Source organism: Bordetella bronchiseptica, from assembly GCF_900636925.1.
Taxonomy (GTDB): domain Bacteria; phylum Pseudomonadota; class Gammaproteobacteria; order Burkholderiales; family Burkholderiaceae_B; genus Bordetella; species Bordetella pertussis.
Window position 1 is genome coordinate 2,034,718 of record NZ_LR134326.1, and the last position, 16,816, is coordinate 2,051,533.

13 protein-coding genes are annotated in these 16,816 nt (G+C 70.2%); 7 read left to right on the top strand and 6 right to left on the bottom strand.

Annotated features, from left to right (window positions below):
* Positions 1-7 precede the first annotated feature (7 nt).
* The 3 genes from EL288_RS09525 to EL288_RS09535 all read left to right on the top strand — a co-directional run bounded on the left by EL288_RS09525 (position 8) and on the right by EL288_RS09535 (position 3,396).
* The gene (locus EL288_RS09525) at positions 8-823 is read left to right on the top strand and encodes an ABC transporter ATP-binding protein (RefSeq protein ID WP_010926443.1); all 816 of its coding nucleotides are present in this window, start codon (positions 8-10) and stop codon (positions 821-823) included.
* Entirely contained in the window at positions 820-2,685 is a 1,866-nt protein-coding gene (locus EL288_RS09530) for an AMP-dependent synthetase/ligase (protein ID WP_033459218.1), read from the top strand. The genes EL288_RS09525 and EL288_RS09530 overlap by 4 nt, the downstream gene beginning before the upstream one ends.
* A 78-nt stretch (positions 2,686-2,763) precedes the next feature.
* Positions 2,764-3,396 (top strand): TetR/AcrR family transcriptional regulator, encoded by a 633-nt coding sequence (locus EL288_RS09535; RefSeq protein WP_003812436.1) that lies wholly within the window; start codon positions 2,764-2,766, stop codon positions 3,394-3,396.
* Here EL288_RS09535 and EL288_RS09540 read toward each other — a convergent pair.
* The 6 genes from EL288_RS09540 to EL288_RS09565 form a co-directional block, all read right to left on the bottom strand.
* Entirely contained in the window at positions 3,393-3,728 is a 336-nt protein-coding gene (locus EL288_RS09540; RefSeq protein ID WP_003812434.1) for a hypothetical protein, read from the bottom strand. The two genes, EL288_RS09535 and EL288_RS09540, sit on opposite strands and share 4 nt — an antisense overlap.
* Before the next feature lie 16 nt (positions 3,729-3,744).
* The gene (gene lysS / locus EL288_RS09545) at positions 3,745-5,265 is read right to left on the bottom strand and encodes a lysine--tRNA ligase (RefSeq protein ID WP_003812432.1); all 1,521 of its coding nucleotides are present in this window, start codon (positions 5,263-5,265) and stop codon (positions 3,745-3,747) included.
* 6 nt (positions 5,266-5,271) lie between these two features.
* The gene (locus tag EL288_RS09550) at positions 5,272-6,027 is read right to left on the bottom strand and encodes an SDR family oxidoreductase (RefSeq protein WP_010926447.1); all 756 of its coding nucleotides are present in this window, start codon (positions 6,025-6,027) and stop codon (positions 5,272-5,274) included.
* 29 nt (positions 6,028-6,056) lie between these two features.
* A protein-coding gene (prfB, locus tag EL288_RS09555) for a peptide chain release factor 2 (protein ID WP_010926448.1) occupies positions 6,057-7,161 on the bottom strand; the annotation gives its coding sequence in 2 pieces (ribosomal slippage) (positions 6,057-7,079 and positions 7,081-7,161; 1,104 coding nt in all).
* A 102-nt stretch (positions 7,162-7,263) separates the two neighbouring features.
* Positions 7,264-8,964: a single-stranded-DNA-specific exonuclease RecJ gene (gene recJ / locus EL288_RS09560; protein ID WP_033446709.1), complete on the bottom strand. Its 1,701-nt coding sequence runs from the start codon at positions 8,962-8,964 to the stop codon at positions 7,264-7,266.
* On the bottom strand, positions 8,946-9,923 hold the full coding sequence (locus EL288_RS09565; RefSeq protein WP_010928338.1) for a hypothetical protein: 978 nt from the start codon (positions 9,921-9,923) through the stop codon (positions 8,946-8,948). Before EL288_RS09565 ends, recJ begins: the two co-directional genes overlap by 19 nt.
* A gap of 57 nt (positions 9,924-9,980) precedes the next feature.
* Between EL288_RS09565 and EL288_RS09570 the strand changes: the two genes are divergently transcribed.
* From EL288_RS09570 to sphB3, 4 genes are all read left to right on the top strand, one after another.
* Positions 9,981-11,213: a lipoprotein-releasing ABC transporter permease subunit gene (locus EL288_RS09570; protein ID WP_003812424.1), complete on the top strand. Its 1,233-nt coding sequence runs from the start codon at positions 9,981-9,983 to the stop codon at positions 11,211-11,213.
* Complete coding sequence (gene lolD, locus EL288_RS09575; protein WP_003812422.1) at positions 11,206-11,901, top strand: lipoprotein-releasing ABC transporter ATP-binding protein LolD; 696 nt, start codon at positions 11,206-11,208, stop codon at positions 11,899-11,901. The genes EL288_RS09570 and lolD overlap by 8 nt, the downstream gene beginning before the upstream one ends.
* Before the next feature lie 33 nt (positions 11,902-11,934).
* Positions 11,935-12,762, top strand: a complete 828-nt coding sequence (locus EL288_RS09580) for a TatD family hydrolase (RefSeq protein ID WP_015039710.1) — start codon at positions 11,935-11,937, stop codon at positions 12,760-12,762.
* A gap of 281 nt (positions 12,763-13,043) precedes the next feature.
* Positions 13,044-16,274: an autotransporter SphB3 gene (gene sphB3, locus EL288_RS09585; protein ID WP_033459216.1), complete on the top strand. Its 3,231-nt coding sequence runs from the start codon at positions 13,044-13,046 to the stop codon at positions 16,272-16,274.
* Positions 16,275-16,816 lie beyond the last annotated feature (542 nt).

Here is a 16,816-nt window from a genome sequence, read left to right on the forward strand (position 1 = left end):
GGCGGCCGTGACGACATCCGCCGCGCCGGTGCTGGCCATCAACAACATCGAAGTGGTCTACAACAAGGCCGTGCAGGTGCTGCGGGGCCTGTCGCTGGAGGTGCCGCGCGGCGGCATCGTGGCCTTGCTGGGCAGCAACGGCGCCGGCAAGTCCACCACGCTGAAGGCGGTGTCGCGCCTGCTGGAGCTGGAGGATGGCGCGCTGGTCAGCGGCGCCATCCGCTTCCAGGGCAGCGACACGGCCGGGCGCGCGCCGCAGGCGCTGGTGCGCGCGGGGCTGGCGCACGTGATGGAAGGGCGGCGGGTGTTCGAGGACCTGACCGTGGAGGAGAACCTGGTGGCGGCCACCTACGCGCTGAGCGGGCGCGCCGGCGCGCGCCCCGATTTCGATCTGGTGTATGGCTACTTCCCGCGGCTGTACGAGCGGCGCCGCGGGCTGGCGGGCTATCTGTCGGGCGGCGAGCAGCAGATGCTGGCGATAGGCCGGGCGCTGATCGCCCAGCCCAGCCTGATGCTGCTGGACGAGCCGTCGCTGGGCCTGTCGCCCATGCTGGTCGAGAGCATTTTCTCGATCATCGCGCGCATCAATGCCGAGCAGGGCGTCTCGATGCTGCTGGTGGAGCAGAACGCCTCGGTCGCGCTGGCGGTGGCGCACTACGGTTACATCATGGAGACCGGCAAGGTGGTGATAGACGGCAGCGCCGAGCGGCTGGCCGGCGACCCCGATGTGCGGGAGTTCTATCTGGGCGTGGGCGGCGGCGGCGAGGCGCGCGGCTTTCGCCAGCTCAAGCACTACAAGCGCCGCAAGCGCTGGCTGTCATGACGCGCGCGAGCATGCACCCACGCGCCGAAGGCCCGCCACGGGGCGATTGGCCCGCCCTGACCCTGCCGCAGATGCTGCGCGAGCAGGCGCGGCGCCAGCCGGCGCGCATCGCGCTGCGCCAGAAGGACTACGGCATCTGGCAGCCGATCGACTGGGCCACGTACTGGCGGCGCGCCTGCCAGGTGGCGCTGGGGTTGCGCGCGGCCGGCCTGGAGCCGGGCGGCAAGGTGGCCATCATTGCCGAGAACCGGCTCGAGTGGCTGCTGGCCCAGATGGGCGCGGGCGTGCTGGGCGCGGTGCCGGTCGGCGTGTATTGCACCAGCCCGGCCGCCGAGGTGGGCTACGTGCTGGAGCACGCCGAGGTCGACATGGTGGTGTGCGAGGACCAGGAGCAGACCGACAAGGTGCTGGAGGTCGCGGCGCGCCTGCCCGGGCTGCGGCGCATCGTCGTGATGGAAACCAAGGGCATGCGCAACCACGCCGAGGCCGAGCGCGCGCGCATGATCAGTTTCGCCGAGCTGGAGGCGCGCGGCGCGCAATGCGGCGCGGCCGAGCAGGCGCGCCTGGAGCAGGCGCTGGATGCGCAGACGCTCGATGACGTCGGGCTGATGATCTATACGTCGGGCTCGACCGGCAAGCCCAAGGGCGCCATGATCAGCTATCGCAATATGCGCGGGGTGGCGCCGGGCATCGCGGACCGCCTGGACATGGACGCGGGCAGCGTGCATCTGTCGTACCTGCCGCTGTGCCACGTGGCCGAACAGATGCTGTCGACCTTCGTGCCCGTCTACCTGGGCTCGCAGGTCAATTTCGGCGAGTCCATCCGCACGGTGCAGGAGGATTTGCGCGAAGTGGCGCCCACGGTGTTCCTGGGCGTGCCGCGCATCTGGGAAAAACTGCATGCGGCCATCTCGATCAAGATGCAGGAGTCGGGGCGCTTGCGCCGCTGGCTGTATGCGCGCGCGCTGCGCGGCTGCGCGCCGTTCCTGGAGCTGTCGCGCGCCCGCTACGGCTGGCGCGAACGGCTGGTGTATGGCTGGCATTACGCGCTGATCCTGCGCGCGTTGCACAACTTCGTGGGGCTGCGGCGGGTCAAGGTGGCCATGACCGGCGCGGCGCCGATTCCGCCGGAAGTGCTGCGCTACTTCCGCACGCTGGGCATCCCCCTGATCGAGGTGTACGGGTTGACCGAGTCCACCGGCATGATCTTCGGCCAGCATCCCGACCGCGTGCGCGTGGGCACGGTGGGCGAGCCCACCCTGGGCGTGCAGGCGCGGGTGGGCGAGCAGGGCGAATTGCTGGTGCGCGGCGAGATGGTGTTCCACGGCTACTACAGGAACCCGCAGGCCAGCGCGGATACGGTGCGCGACGGCTGGCTGCACACCGGCGACGTGGTGGCGCTGGAGGACGGCCAGTACCGCATCGTGGATCGGCTCAAGGACATCATGATCACCGCGGGCGGCAAGAACCTGACGCCCTCCGAGATCGAGAATGCGGTCAAGGGCAGCCCGTACGTGAAGGAGTGCATCGCCATCGGCGACCAGCGGCGCTATGTCGCCGCGCTGATCCAGATCGAGTACGACACCGTGGCCAAATGGGCTGAACTCAACGGCATTGCCTATACGCATTTTCGCTCGCTGGCCGAGCATCCGCGCGTACGCCAGCTGGTGCACGGCGAAGTCGAGCGCGCCAACGCCGCACTGGCCCAGGTGGCGCGGGTCAAGCGCTTCCACCTGCTGGTGAAAGAGCTGGACCATGACGACGGCGAGGTGACCGCGACCATGAAAGTGCGGCGCGCCAGCATCGCGCAGGCTTACCGCAGCGAGATCGAGGCGCTGTACCGGCAGGAGGAGGCGGCATGAGCGAGACAGGCAGGCAGGTGGCGGTGCGTACCGGCGCGGTCCGGCGTTGCGTATCCAGCGCCTGAAGGACCGGGGCCCATGCACGCCAGCTCCCGCGGGACCGAAGAGGCGGCCGGATCGCCGCGACGCGCCGACGTGATCGCCACCGCCGGCGAGCTGTTCCGGCTGCACGGCTATGAGCGTACGACGGTGCGCGAGCTGGCGCGCGCGGTTGGCCTGCAATCGGGCAGCCTGTTCCACCATTTCCGCAGCAAGGAGGAGATCCTGGTGGCGGTGATGTCGGAGGGCATCGAGGAAGTGCTGGAGCAGGGCGCGCTGGCGCTGGCGCACTACCAGGACCCCGGGGCGCGCCTGGCGGCGCTGTTCCGGGTGCACATGTGGAGCATGCTCAAGGGGGCCGGGGGCGACGCCATGAACGCGCTGGTGTACGAGTGGCGCAGCCTGTCGCCGGCCGCTCGCGGCGGGGTCAAGGCGTTGAGCGATCGCTACGAGGACATGTGGCAGGACGCGGTGGACGATGCGTTGCGCGCCGGGCTGGTCGACGGCGATGCGCGCGTCATCAAGCGCTACCTGTTGGGCGGGTTGAACCTGACCGTGCAATGGTACAGGCCGCAGGGGCGGCTGGCGCCTGGCGATTTCATCGAGGCCATGCTGCGCGCGGCGCTGCCCGGCTTGCCGCCCGGCACCGGGGCGTGGCCGCTGCGGGACTAGCCGCGCTGGCGGAAGAACGACACCAGCGCCGCGATGGCGCAGACCACGCCGATGGCCAGCAGCACGATGGCGACCGGTTGCAGGAAATCGGCCTGGCCGCGATAGCCGCCGCCGCTGCCGCCTGCCATGGCGCTCACCAACAGGAAAGCGCTGAGCAGTGCGCCGGCCAGGGCCAGCACCGCGGCGACGCCGAGGTACAGGGGCATGCGCCGGCGGCCGGCCGGCAGCGCGCGCAGCGGCCGCGGCGCGGCGGCGGGACGCGCGCGCCGGGACAGCAGGAGGTAGGCCAGCGCCGCCACGCACGCGGCAAGCAGGATGATCTTGGCAAGCATGGCGGGCCGGCGCGGGTCAGTCTTCCCGGCGCAGGTGCGGGAAGAGGATGACGTCGCGGATGCTGGGGCTGTCGGTCAGCAGCATGACCAGGCGGTCGATGCCGATGCCGCAGCCGCCGGTGGGGGGCATGCCGTATTCGAGCGCGCGGATGTAGTCGGCGTCGAAGTACATGGCTTCTTCGTCGCCGGCGTCCTTGGCCTCGACCTGGGCGCGGAAACGCTCGGCCTGGTCTTCAGGGTCGTTGAGCTCGGAGAAGCCGTTGGCGATTTCGCGTCCGGTGATGAACAGTTCGAAGCGCTCGGTAATGCCGTCGCGGGTGTCGGAGGCGCGCGCCAGGGGCGAGACCTCGACCGGGTAGTCGATGATGTAGGTGGGGCGCCACAGCTTGGCTTCGGCGGTTTCCTCGAACAGCGCCAGTTGCAGCGCGCCCAGGCCGGCGCGCGCCAGCGGCGGACCCTCGACGTTGGCTCCCAGTTTCCTGAGCTCGGCGCGCACGAACGCGGGGTCGTCGAGCTGCGCCTGGGTATAGCCCTCGGCGTACTTCAGGATGGCTTCGCAGATCGTCAGGCGGTCGAACGGCTGGGACAGGTCCAGCTCGCGGTCCTGGTAGCTGAGCACGGCGCTGCCGGTGGCCGCGATCGCGGCCTGGCGGATCAGGTCCTCGGTGAAGTCCATCAGCCAGCGATAGTCGGCGTACGCGGCGTAGAACTCCATCATGGTGAACTCGGGGTTGTGGCGCGGGCTCACCCCCTCGTTGCGGAAGTTGCGGTTGATTTCGAACACGCGCTCGAAGCCGCCGACGATCAGGCGCTTGAGGTAAAGCTCGGGCGCGATGCGCAGGAACATCTGCATGTCCAGCGCATTGTGGTGGGTCACGAAGGGCTTGGCCGCCGCGCCACCGGGAATCGGGTGCAGCATCGGCGTCTCGACTTCGAGAAAGCCCGCATTGAGCATGGCCTGGCGGATGCCGCCGACGGCCTTGCTGCGCGCCTCGAAGGTGCGGCGGGTGGCGTCGGTCATGATGAGGTCGACGTAGCGCTGGCGGTAGCGCAGCTCCTGGTCGGCCACGCCATGGAACTTGTCGGGCAGCGGACGCAGCGACTTCGACAGCAGGCGCGCCGAGTTGGCGTGCACCGACAGCTCGCCCTTGTTGGTCTTGAAGACCGGCCCCTCGATGGCGATGATGTCGCCGATGTCCCATTGCTTGAAAGCGGCGTAGGCCTCTTCGCCGAGCGTGCCGCGCTCGAGGTAGATCTGGATGCGGCCGCTGCCGTCCTGCAGCGTGGCGAAGCTGGCCTTGCCCATGACGCGCTTGAGCATCATGCGGCCGGCCACCTTGACCGTGACCGCCGCGGCCGTCAGCGCCTCCTGGTCCAGGCCGTCGTACCTGGCGTGCAGGTCGGCGGCGTGCGCATCGGGCACGAAATCGTTGGGAAACGCAACGCCGGTTTCACGCAGTCTGGCCAGCTTGGCGCGCCGTTCGGCGATCAAGCGGTTTTCATCCTGGGCGGTCGGGGCGGGCGATTGGTCGGTCATGGTGGATTACTGGTAGTTGCGGATGTCGTCGATTTCGGTGGTTCCGAAATCGTCGCGATCCAGGTAGGCGAGAATGCGGGCAGCCACGTCGGCGGGCGCGGACAGCTTGCCGGTGGCGTGGAATTCCCTGAAGCGTTCCAGGGCGGGGAAATCGGCCGGGTCGCTGGCGCGGATGGCGCCCTGCATGTCGGTGTCGACGATGCCGGGCGCCAGCGCGACCACGCGCACGCCGTCCTGGCCTTGCTCCTGCTTGAGCACGCGGCTGTACATGTCGAGCGCGGCCTTGGCGGCGCAATAGACGCCCCAGCCCGCGTTCGGGTTGCGGCCGGCGCCCGAGGAAATGTTGAGCACCCGGCGGTCGGCCGGCAGGCCCTGCAAGGCCGCCACGAAGCGGGCGGTCAGCAGGACGACGGCCGTGACGTTGAGATTGAGCGCGCCGGCGATGGCCGCGCCGTCGGTCAGGCCGGCGGCCTGCGCCACCGGGCTGACGGTGCCCGCATTGTTGATGAGCAGGTAGCGGCGCGCATCGCGCGGCAGCGCGGCGCACAGGCGCTTGGCGGCGGCCCCGGCCGCGGCCGGATCGGACAGGTCGACCTGCACCTGTTCCAGGCTCGCGCCGCGCGTCCGGGCGGCGGCCTCCAGGTCGGGATCGGCGCGCCGGGCAAGCGTGATCAGGCGCGTGCCCGGCGCGAGCAGGCCGCGCGCCAGGGCGGCGCCCAGGCCTCGGGATGCGCCGGTCAGGATGGCTACGGTATCGGTCATGCGGGGAACCTCCAGGGCAGGGGCGCGGCTTACACGCCTTGCTTGAGGCTGGCCTGGATGAACGGGTCCAGGTCGCCGTCGAGCACTTTCTGGGTATTGGAAATTTCCACGTTGGTGCGCAGGTCCTTGATGCGGCTCTGGTCCAGCACGTACGAGCGGATCTGGTGGCCCCAGCCCACGTCGGTCTTGGAATCTTCCAGCTTCTGCTGCTCGGTCATGCGGTTGCGCATTTCCAGCTCGTACAGCTTGGATTTGAGCATCTGCATCGCCTCGGCCCGGTTGCGATGCTGCGAGCGGTCGTTCTGGCACTGCACCACGATACCCGATGGCGCGTGCGTGATGCGCACGGCGGAGTCGGTCTTGTTGATGTGCTGGCCGCCCGCGCCGCTGGCGCGGTAGGTGTCGATGCGCAGGTCGGCCGGGTTGACCTCGACCTCGAAGGACTCGTCGACCTCGGGGTAGACGAATACGCTGGCAAACGAGGTGTGGCGGCCGCCCGAGGAGTCGAACGGGCTCTTGCGCACCAGGCGGTGCACGCCGGTTTCGGTGCGCAGGTAGCCGAATGCGTACTCGCCTTCGATCTTGATGGTGGCCGACTTCAGGCCGGCGACGTCGCCCTCGGATTCTTCGAGGATTTCGGCCTTGAAGCCCTTGCGCTCGGCGTACTTGAGGTACTGGCGCAGCAGCATCGAGGCCCAGTCCTGCGCTTCGGTGCCGCCGGCGCCCGCCTGGATGTCGACGAAGCAGTTCAGCGGATCGGCCGGGTTGGCGAACATGCGGCGGAATTCGAGCGTTTCCAGCTTTTCCTGGAAGCGGTCGGCATCGTGCTCGATGGCTTCCAGCGTGGCGTCGTCGCTATCGGCCAGCGCCAGTTCGACGAGCTCGCACGAGTCGGCCAGGCCGCTGCCCAATTCGGTCAGGGTCTCGACGACGTCTTCGAGGGATTTCTTTTCACGGCCCAGGTCCTGGGCGTGCTTGGGGTCGTTCCAGATGGCCGGGTCTTCGAGCTCGGCGTTTACGACTTGCAGGCGTTCCGATTTGGCATCGTAGTCAAAGATACCTCCGTAGAGCCTGTTCGCGCTCCGCGTAGTCTTCGAGTCGGGCGACGAGCTGGTTCTGACGTTCGGCTTCCATGATTGATCCTGATGGCTATTTGGCGAAACCGCCTATTTTAGCGTGGATGGCGGGCGCCGCCCCGGCCGGCCGGGGCGGTTTGTAACAGAAGGGCGGCGGCCCTCAGGCGGCGTGCTCGATGACCAGCTGTACCGACACCATGCCATTCCAGATGTTCTGCTCCAGCCGGTAGGCGGCCTGGATGCGCTCGGGCAGGGACTGGTCGTGGCCGAACCAGATGGCGTCGAAGCGCTGGTGGCCGCGCTCGAGCGCCAGCTTCAGGTGCTTGCCGCCCACCAGGCGCTGGCTGCGCACGGTGAATTCGTCCAGGAACAGCGGGGCGGCGAACCCCGCGCCCCAGACCTGCTGCTGCAGCAGGCCGGCCACTTCGGCATTGGCGTAGCCGCTTTCGAGCGAGCCGTCGGTTTCGAGCAGCGGCTCGAAGCGGTCGCGCCCGGTGAGCTCGCGCACCGCGGCGTCGAAGGCCGGGGCGAAGGCGGCGAAATCGCCGCTGCCCAGGGTCAGGCCGGCGGCCATGGCGTGGCCGCCGAACTTGCGTATCAGGCCCGGGTGGCGCTTGGACACCAGGTCGAGCGCGTCGCGCAAATGCACGTCGGGGATCGAGCGGCCCGAGCCGCGCAGCTCGTCCTCGCCGGCCGGGGCGAAGGCCAGCGTGGGGCGCCAGAACTTCTCCTTCAGGCGCGAGGCCACCAGGCCGACCACGCCCTGGTGCCAGCCGGGGTCGAATACGCATACCGTGGCGCCGGCGGCGGCGTCGGGCGCCTCCATGGCGGCCAGCGCCTGGTCGCGCATCTCGGCTTCGATGGTGCGGCGTTCGCGGTTGATGTTGTCGAGCTCGCGCGCCATTTCGAGCGCCTGCGCCTCGTCGTCGGTGGTCAGGCAGGCGATGCCCAGGCTCATGTCGGCCAGCCGGCCGGCGGCGTTGATGCGCGGACCGAGGGCAAAGCCCAGGTCGAAGCCGCTGGCGGTGCGCGGCTCGCGCCCGGCCACGGCGAACAGGGCGCGCACGCCGGGCTGCATGCGGCCGGCCCGCATGCGCTGCAGCCCCTGCGTGACCAGCAGCCGGTTGTTGGCGTCCAGCTTGACCACGTCGGCCACCGTGCCCAGGGCCACCAGGTCGGACAGCGCATCCAGGCGCGGGCCGCCATCCGGCGCGTAGACGCCGCGGCGGCGCAGCTCGGCGCGCAGCGCCAGCATCATGTAGAAGATGACGCCGACGCCGGCCAGGTGCTTGGAGCCGAAACCGCAGCCGGGCTGGTTGGGATTGACGATGGCCAGGGCCTCGGGCAGCGTGTCGCCGGGCAAGTGGTGGTCGGTGATGACCACGCCGATGCCGGCGGCGTTGGCGGCGGCCACGCCGTCGACGCTGGCGATGCCGTTGTCGACCGTGATGATGATGTCGGGCTTGCCGCGCCGATGGCGGCAGGCCAGCTCGACGACCGCCGGCGAGAGGCCATAGCCGGTCTCGAAGCGGTTGGGAACCAGGAAATCCACGTCGGCGCCCATGGCCGACAGGGCGCGCAGGCCGACCGCGCAGGCCGTGGCGCCATCGCAGTCGTAGTCGGCCACGATGAGCAGGCGCTTGCCCTGCTCGATGGCGTCGGCGAGCACGGCGGCCGCGTGGGCCGAGTGGGTCAGGCGGTCGGGCGGCAGCAGCGCGGGCCACGCCATACGGGTCTGCTCGGGGTGGATGACGCCGCGCGCCGCCCACAGGCGCGACAGCAGCGGGTGGATGCCGGCCGCTTCGAGGTGCTGGCAGGCTTGCAGATCGGCAGTACGGATAATCAGACGGGGCGAGACCACCAGGCGTTCCAGTTGTGCTTGGGCGCGGGCAGCCATCGGGCCAGCCCCGCGCGTGGTTTGAGGGTGAGGGCGGCGCGGCGGTCATCGCCCAGCAGCAGCAGTTGCAAGGGCTGGACCGGCCGGCCGTGCGGGCCGGCCAGCGGCGCCAATTGCGCCGCGTCCAGCACGGCCAGCGCGTCGAGCCAGGCGGCCCAGTCGCCGGCGCGCTGGGCGGCGGCCAGTTCGTCGCAGACTCGCGCCGGCGCCGGCGCGCCGGCCGGCCACGGCGTGGCGCCGCCATACAGCCACAGCGCGTTGATCGGCGCGGCGCCGCGCGCGGCGCGCGCTTCATTGACAGGATGCTCGTACCAGACCATCTGGATTTCGTTGAGCAGGCGGCGCCACGGGCGCATGGCGACGTCCTGGGTCCACCAGGCGCGCAGCCGCTGGCCGGCCACCGCCGCGGGACTGGCCGTTTGCGGCGCCATGCCGGCGGGCAGCGTCAGGCGCCAGCGCGCCGCATCGATGGGCGTGGCGCCGAAGCCGCTGTCGGCAAACAGCGGCGCGGCCGCCTCGAACAACTGCGCGCTTTCGTCGGCGCGCAGGTCGAGCAGGGCGGGGTCGAGCAGGGCGGCCTGGTCGGCCCCCAGCATCAGGTGCGCCAGGTCGGCCAGCCAGACCGGCTGGCCGGGCGTGCCGCCGGCGGCGCGCAGCGGGCCGAGGCCGGCGCCCAACGGCAGGCCGGGCTGGGGTTGGTAGCCGGCCTGTTCGAGCTGCCAGCCCTCGAAGGGGGTGCAGCCCTGGCGCGCGGCGTCGAAGGCCTGGACGCGGGCCGATGCGGCCTGCAGCCAGCCGTGCAGGGTGGGGGCGTGCTGCGGCAGCAGGCGCGCCAGTTCCGGCGCGACGGCGGCTGCGGGCAGGGCGCCGGGGATCACGATGAGCATGGCGGCGATTGTAGTGCGCGTGCCGGTTAATGCCATAATGCGCAGGTGCTGAAAATACCCTATGAACTCTGGATCGGCGCCCGCTACGCGGGCATGGCCCGGATCCGCCAGCGACGCGGGCGCCGCGATCGCTTCATCTCCTTCATCGCGGCCACGTCGATGGCCGGCATCGCCCTGGGCGTGGCGGCGCTGATCGTGGTGCTGTCGGTCATGAACGGTTTCCAGAAGGAAGTGCGCGACCGCATGCTGTCGGTGTTGCCGCATATCGAACTCTATATACCGGGCGCGGCGCCCGAACGGGTGCTGCAGCAGTGGCGCCAGTTCGCGCAGGCCGCGCGCGCCAACCCCGAGGTCAAGGGCGAGGCGCCTTTCGTGGCGGCGCAGGGCATGCTGGTGCGCGGCCAGGCGCTGCGCGGCGTGCAGGTGCGCGGCATCGATCCGGCCACCGAAGGCAATGTGTCGGATATCCCCCGGCAAATGGTCAGCGGCAAGCTGAGCGACCTGGTCGCCGGCGGGTTCGGCGCCGTGCTGGGCAGCGACCTGGCCGACGGGCTGGGCGTCAAGACGGGCGACACGGTCCTGATGCTGGCGCCGCAGGGCTCGATCAGCCCGGCCGGCTTCGCGCCGCGCATGCGGCAGTTCACGGTGGTGGGCATCTTTTCCTCCGGCCATTACGAATACGACTCGACCCTCGTCTTCATCGACGACGAGGATGCCGCCAAGGTGTTCCGCGAAAGCGGCACCGCCGGCGTGCGGCTGCGCGTGGCCGACATGCAGCGCGCGCCCGAAGTGGCCGCCGAGCTCACCAAGGTGCTGCCGCCCTACGTCATGGCGGCCGACTGGTCGCGCAACAACCGCACCTGGTTCGCGGCCGTGCAGACCGAAAAGCGCATGATGTTCCTGATCCTGGCGCTGATCGTGGCGGTGGCGGCGTTCAACCTGCTGTCGTCGCTGGTCATGGCGGTCAAGGACAAGCAGTCCGATATCGCCATCCTGCGCACGCTGGGCGCCGGGCCAGGCGAGGTGGCGCGCATCTTCCTGGTGCAAGGGGCGCTGATCGGCGTGGTCGGCACCTTGCTGGGGGTGGCCGGCGGTATCGCCATCGCCTACAACGTCGACGTCATCGTGCCGTTCATCGAACGCCTGCTGGGCGTGCAGTTCCTGCCGCGCGAGGTGTACTTCATCAGCGCGCTGCCTTCCGATCCGCAGGCGGACGACATCATCACCATCGGGCTGACCTCGCTGGTGCTGTCGCTGCTGGCCACGCTGTATCCGAGCTGGCGCGCCTCGCGCCTGCAACCCGCACAGGTGCTGCGCCATGACTGAGCCGAACGACACCGGCCCGGCCCTGCAGGCCGAGCACCTGGGCAAGGTCTACGACGAAGGCCCGGCGCGCATCGAAGTGCTCAGCGACGTGTCGCTGAGCGTGGCGCGCGGCGAGATGGTCGCCATCGTCGGCGCCTCGGGCTCGGGCAAGAGCACCTTGCTGCACATCCTGGGCCTGTTGGACGTGCCCTCCAGCGGCACGGTCAGCGTCGACGGCGTGCCCGCCGCGGGGCTGTCCGAGAAGCGCAAGAGCGCGCTGCGCAACCGCAGCCTCGGCTTCGTGTACCAGTTCCACCACCTGCTGCCGGAATTCTCGGCCCTGGACAATGTGGCCATGCCGCTGATCGTGCGGCGCGAGAATCGCGACCGTGCGCGCGCCCAGGCACGCGAAGTGCTGGAACTGGTGGGGCTGGCCGCGCGCGAGGAGCACTTTCCGGGCCAGCTGTCCGGGGGCGAGCGGCAGCGCGTGGCGCTGGCGCGCGCCCTGGTGACGCGGCCGGCCTGCGTGCTGGCCGACGAGCCCACCGGCAACCTGGATCGCCATACGGCGCACAATATGTTCGAGCTGCTCACGCGCGTGAACCGCGAATCCGGCACGGCTTTCGTGATCGTCACCCACGATCCGGAGCTGGCCGCACGCGCCGATCGCCAGCTGCACATGGAAAACGGGCGCCTGCAGCCGGATTGACGCCGGCCTGTCGCGCGGCCCTGGAGCCCGGCCATGCTGATCGATACGCACTGCCATCTCGATGCCGCCGAATTCGACGCCGACCGCATGGCGGTGGCCCGCGCGGCGCGCGAGGCCGGCGTGCAGGCCATCGTGATTCCGGCCGTCGAGCGCGCCAACTTCGCAACCGTACGCCAGCTTGCCCATGCCGTGGATAGCGGCGCCTATGCGCTGGGTATCCATCCCTTGTACGTGGCGCGCGCCCGCGACGAAGATCTCGACAGCCTGCGCCGGGCCATCGAATCCGCCTTGCCGGACCCGCGTTTCGTGGCCATCGGCGAGATCGGCCTGGACTTCTTCGTGGCGGAAATCGCCAGCGGCGCCCCGCGCGAGCGCCAGGAGCGCTTTTACGCCGCCCAGCTCGACCTGGCGGCCGAATACGGCCTGCCGGTGCTGCTGCATGTGCGGCGCTCGCAAGACATCCTGCTCAAGCATCTGCGGCGCAGGCCGGGCGTGCCCGGCGGCATCGCGCACGCTTTCAACGGCAGCGCGCAACAGGCCGGCGCCTTCGTCGAGCAAGGCTTCGCGCTGGGCCTGGGCGGGGCCATGACCTATCCCCGCGCGCTGCAGATCCGGCGCCATGCGGCCGATATCGGGCTGGACCACCTGGTGCTGGAAACCGATGCCCCGGATATTCCGCCGGCCTGGCTGTACGAACCCGAGCGGCGCAACACGCCGGGCCAGTTGCCGCGCATCGCCGCCGAACTGGCCGCGCTGCGCGGCCAGGCTGTCGCCGATGTGGCGACGGCCACGACCACCACCGCGCTACGGGTGTTGCCGCGCCTGGGCGCCTTGTTGCAGGACAGGGCGGCGACGCCCTGACGCCCGGCCGTCCGGCGCCGGGCCCCTGTTTCCTCCTGCCCGCCCTGTGCCTGGCGTTCGCTGCGGGGCGGACGCACGCGCGTGCCTGCGCCATGTGCTGCCCGATTTTCACCGAACCGGCACCCCCCAAATGGGTGGCGCGCGGTACGCCTTCGGCCGTTACAGTTTGTCTGTTAGTCGAAATTTATTAACAAATTTCGGCATATTTGAATTGATTTGTATCAATTCGCACGGGGTCCTATTCCATTCCACAAGAATCCCGGCAAACGAGGAGAGGTCTGATGGCACAAGCAAGCGCGCGAGGCATGGGCCTGCGCATCACGTCGCTGGCGGCGGCCCTGCTGGGCGTGTACGGCGCGGCGGGCGCGGCGGAGAACCGCCTGGAGTGTATCGGGGCCTGCCCGCCGGGCCAGCCGGTGGCGGGCGCCCATTATTCGGGCACGAACCTGAGCGCCAATCGGGAATGGGTGGTGTACGGCGAGGGCAGCAATGCCGTCTTCACGCTGCAGGGAGGCAGCGTGACGGCCAGCGGCGGCCTGATGGGCGCCGTCAACGCCGCGGATGGCGCCCGCGTCGACCTGAACCAGGTGAGCGTGCGCACCGATGCCGGCAATGGCTGGGAGGCCCCGGGCGTGCGCGCGGAATACGGCGCACTGGTGAATGTGCGCGGCGGCAGCATCGCGACCGTGGGCGGCGGCAGCTATGGCGTGCAGTCCCTGGATTCCGGCACCATGATCGAACTCAACGGGACGGACATCCGCACCACGGACGCGTATTCCGATGGCCTGCGCGCCGAGTTCGGGGGCAGCATCCGCGCCGTCGGCCTGACCATCAATACCACCGGCGAGCATGCGGTGGGCGCGATGGGCGCGGATGACGGTACGATCGCGCTGCGCGATTCGCGCATCACGACCAGCGGCGTCGACGCCTATGGGCTGGGAACGGAATCGCAGGTGCTGAGCCCCGGCGGCGTGCTGCAGGTCAGCAACACCGCCATCCAGACCAGCGGCAAGAACGCGCACGGCGTATACCTGCAGGGCGGCAGTTCGTTGAACATGTCGGGCGGCTCCATCCGCACCACCGGCAGCGGCGCCGCCGGCCTGCGCGTGAGCAACGGCAGCAGCGTGGCGCTCAATGGCGTCGAGGTCGTCGCCAGCGGGCCATCGCTGCTGTCCACGCTCAGCGCCACGCGTCAGCAATCCATCGTGGTCGGCGCCGGTTCCAACCTGACGCGCAACGACGGCCGGCTGCTGCTGGTGCGCCGGTTGGCCGGCGGCGAGCTGGGGCAGGTGACGCTGACGCTGAAAAGCGGCTCGTATGCGGCCGGCAACATCGAGAACCTCGCGGCCGACGGCTCGCGGGAATCCTCGGCGCTTACCATCGTCGATGTCCAGAGCGGCGCCCAGTGGGCCGGCCTGGTGATCGATGACACGACTGCCATCGTGAACGGCAGCCAGTCGGGCCAGCACAGCGGCTTCAGCACCGTCGGCGACATGGTGCTGGAAGGCGGCAGCGCGCCGGTGACCTTCACGGGGGTGTCGAACATAGGCGGCAGCTCCTCGCTGGGGGCCGGCAGCCAGACGACCTTCGGCGGCGCGACCACGATAGGGCAGAGCCTGGCGGTGCTGCCGGGCGGTTCGGTCGCCTTCAATGGGCCGTTGACGATCGGCGAGAGCGTGACGGGGGGGCAGGGCACCGCGCTCAGCTTCAACGCACCCGCCATCATCGGCGCAAACGTGCAGGGCGCGGGCGGCGCGGCGTTCACGTTCAGCGGGCCGGCGCAGGTCGGCGGCAGCGTGCAAGGGCTCGACGGCGCGTCGTTTCGCTTCAGCACTTCCGCGCCGACCGTCATCGCGGGCGGACTCAGCCTGGCCGGCGGCTCGAGCCTGGGCGGCGGCTCGCCGACGACCCCCATCGTGGTGACCGGCGGCGCGGATGCCGTATCCGGCGCGATCCTGGGCGGCAACCTCGATATCGGCGGCGCGCTGCGGATGACCGGCGCCAGCCTGGCGCCTGGCAACTCCATCGGTACCGTGACGGTCGGCAGCGTGGGGGCCCTCAGCGGCTCCACCTACCTGGCGGAAGTCAACGCCAAGGGCCAGTCCGACCTGCTGGTGGTGCGCAGCGGGAATGTCGACCTGGCGGGCGTGTCGCTGGTGGTGGGCCAGGAGAACGGCACCGGCGGCTATGTGCTGAATCACGACTACACCATCATCAAGACCGAGGCCGGCAAGATCGTGGGCGAATTCGCCGCGGCGAGCCTGGACGAGAGCCTGGCCAGCACCCTGGTCAAGCTGGACCCGGTCAAGTATGGCGCCCAGGCCACGCAGGTCAGCCTGTCGCCGGACGCCGACAAGTTGGCGGCGGCGCGCGCCGGCCTGACCCGCAACCAGAGCGCGGTGCTCGACGGCGCGCTGTCGGTGGCCGGGCGCAACGCCTCGGCCGACGCCGTGATGCTGATGAGCGACACGGGCCAGCGGGCCGACGCGCTGGACCAGTTGTCCGGCGAAGTGCACGGCAGCGCGGTGTCGGCGCTTTACAGCAACACGCAGCTGCTCAACCGCACCGTGGCCAGGCGCATGAGCGCCAACCTGGGCGCCGGCCTGCTGGCCGGCGCGCCCACGGCGCAGGCGGCGGGCCCGGCTGCCGCGTCGGCCATGCCGGGCACGGCCGCGTATCCGCTGTGGGCCGATGTGGTGGGCAACTGGAGCAGTTTCGACGCCAAGGACAATGCGGCCAAGGCCAAGAGCAATACCGCCGGCCTGTTCATCGGCGGCGACGCCGCGGTGGGCGCGGGCTGGCGCGTGGGCGGGGCGCTGGGCTTTACCGATGGCCGCATCAAGGCCGATGCGGTGGACTCGCGCTCGGACGTGACCAGCTATACGGCGGCGCTCTACGGCGGCAACAGCTGGGCGGCAGGCAAGGGCAAGCTGAACTTCCTGGCCGGCGTCGGCTACACGCACCACGACATCGACAGCCGACGCAGCGTGGATGTGGGCGGCGCGCAGACCCTGAAGGCCGACTACAAGGCCAATACCACGCAACTGTTCGCCGAACTCGGCTACCAGGTGCCCGTTGGCGCCAGCAGCTCGGTCGAGCCGTATGCCGGCCTGGCCTGGTTCAACAACCACAGCGACAGCTTCGACGAGGATGGCGGGCCGGCCGCGCTGCATGGCAGCGGCCAGACCGACCAGATCACCACGTTCACGCTGGGGCTGCGTGGCAACACGGCGCTGCAGCTGGGCGCCACCGAGGCGCGCCTGAGCGCCGGGCTGGGCTGGCGCCATGCCAACGGCGACGTGGACGCGACCCGCAAGCTGGCGTTCATCCAGGGCGGCGGCACGGCGTTCACCGTGGCGGGTTCGCCGGTGGCCAGGGATGCGGCCGTGCTCGATCTCGCGGCCGAAGTGGACGTGGGCCGCAACGCGGCGCTCGGCCTGGCCTACGGAGGGCAGTTCGGCAATGGCAACAAGGAGAATACCGGCTCGCTGTATCTGAAAGTCCGGTTCTGAACGCAGCGCGCGGGCGCGAGGCCGCCGGGCCGCGTCCGCGCACCGCGTCGGGGGGCGGTCGAGCCCGTCCGCCCGTTGTTGGCCGCCTGTCGTGCATCGACTGGCGGTTTTTTTTTGCCGCCGGGCCGCCCCAAGGCAAAAAAGCCCCCTTGGGGGGCAGCAAGCCCGCACAGCGGGCGCAGCGTGGGGGCCTTTTTTTGCCGCCGGGCCGCCCCAAGGCAAAAAAGCCCCCTTGGGGGGCAGCAAGCCCGCACAGCGGGCGCAGCGTGGGGGCCTTTTTTTGCCGCCGGGCCGCCCCAAGGCAAAAAAGCCCCCTTGGGGGGCAGCAAGCCCGCACAGCGGGCGCAGCGTGGGGGCCTTTTTTTGCCGCCGGGCCGCCCCAAGGCAAAAAAGCCCCCTTGGGGGGCAGCAAGCCCGCACAGCGGGCGCAGCGTGGGGGCCTTTTTTTGCCGCCGGGCCGCCCCAAGGCAAAAAAGCCCCCTTGGGGGGGCAGCAAGCCCGCACAGCGGGCGCAGCGTGGGGGCCTTTTTTTGCCGCCGGGC

Excerpts from the sequence above, each read along its gene's own strand:
- EL288_RS09530 (WP_033459218.1), top strand. The coding sequence starts at position 820 with ATGACGCGCGCGAGCATGCACCCACGCGCCGAAGGCCCGCCACGGGGC.
- EL288_RS09535 (WP_003812436.1), top strand. The coding sequence starts at position 2,764 with ATGCACGCCAGCTCCCGCGGGACCGAAGAGGCGGCCGGATCGCCGCGA.
- EL288_RS09540 (WP_003812434.1), bottom strand. The coding sequence starts at position 3,728 with ATGCTTGCCAAGATCATCCTGCTTGCCGCGTGCGTGGCGGCGCTGGCC.
- lysS (WP_003812432.1), bottom strand. The coding sequence starts at position 5,265 with ATGACCGACCAATCGCCCGCCCCGACCGCCCAGGATGAAAACCGCTTG.
- EL288_RS09550 (WP_010926447.1), bottom strand. The coding sequence starts at position 6,027 with ATGACCGATACCGTAGCCATCCTGACCGGCGCATCCCGAGGCCTGGGC.
- EL288_RS09565 (WP_010928338.1), bottom strand. The coding sequence starts at position 9,923 with ATGGCATTAACCGGCACGCGCACTACAATCGCCGCCATGCTCATCGTG.
- EL288_RS09570 (WP_003812424.1), top strand. The coding sequence starts at position 9,981 with ATGGCCCGGATCCGCCAGCGACGCGGGCGCCGCGATCGCTTCATCTCC.
- lolD (WP_003812422.1), top strand. The coding sequence starts at position 11,206 with ATGACTGAGCCGAACGACACCGGCCCGGCCCTGCAGGCCGAGCACCTG.
- EL288_RS09580 (WP_015039710.1), top strand. The coding sequence starts at position 11,935 with ATGCTGATCGATACGCACTGCCATCTCGATGCCGCCGAATTCGACGCC.
- sphB3 (WP_033459216.1), top strand. The coding sequence starts at position 13,044 with ATGGCACAAGCAAGCGCGCGAGGCATGGGCCTGCGCATCACGTCGCTG.